Annotated in this window: 1 protein-coding gene; it reads right to left on the reverse strand. The window is 44.0% G+C overall.

Annotation, left to right across the window (positions count from 1 at the left end):
* On the reverse strand, positions 1-567 hold a 567-nt coding region (locus KE626_RS34515; RefSeq protein ID WP_211977723.1), incomplete at its 3' end, for a transposase.
* Positions 568-580 lie beyond the last annotated feature (13 nt).

The following is a 580-nucleotide window of genomic DNA, read 5'->3' on the forward strand; positions in this document are numbered from 1 at the left end:
TGCAGCCACCTGTTGCGCATATTCCCAAAGCTCAGAAAGTTGCTTTTTGATCTTTTCCCTGTTTGTTTTGATGGAGTTCCCCCAGACAAAAGTATACCGGTTCGCATTTGCCTCGATTTTGGTGCCATCCGTGTACAATTCCTTTATGCTCAACAGCCCTTCCTGACAAAGTAGTTCTACCACCTGGCTGAAAATGGGCCGTAATGTCCGCTGCAAGCGCTTGCTCCGGAATCGGTTAATCGTGTTGTGGTCAGGCTTGTTCATGCCTGCCAGCCACATAAAGTTTATGTTCTGGCAAACAGCTTCTTCTATTTTCCGGCTACTGTATATATTATTAATGTAAGCGTATACTAAAATCTTAAGCAACACTTTGGGATGGTAGCTGCTGGCTCCGCCAGTCTTGTATTCTGCTATTAGCTTGCTGATATCGATTTTGTCAAGAATATCACCCACGATCCTGACCGGGTGGTTAGCGCAAACCATATCGTTTAAATCAAGTGGAAGTAGCGCCAGTTGATTCTGAAGAGTAGCTTTGAATGTGACTGTAAGACCTTTTCCTTTTGCCATAACTTTAAGTTAC

It is taken from the genome of Chitinophaga hostae (assembly GCF_018224885.1).
GTDB classification, from domain to species: Bacteria; Bacteroidota; Bacteroidia; order Chitinophagales; family Chitinophagaceae; genus Chitinophaga; species Chitinophaga hostae.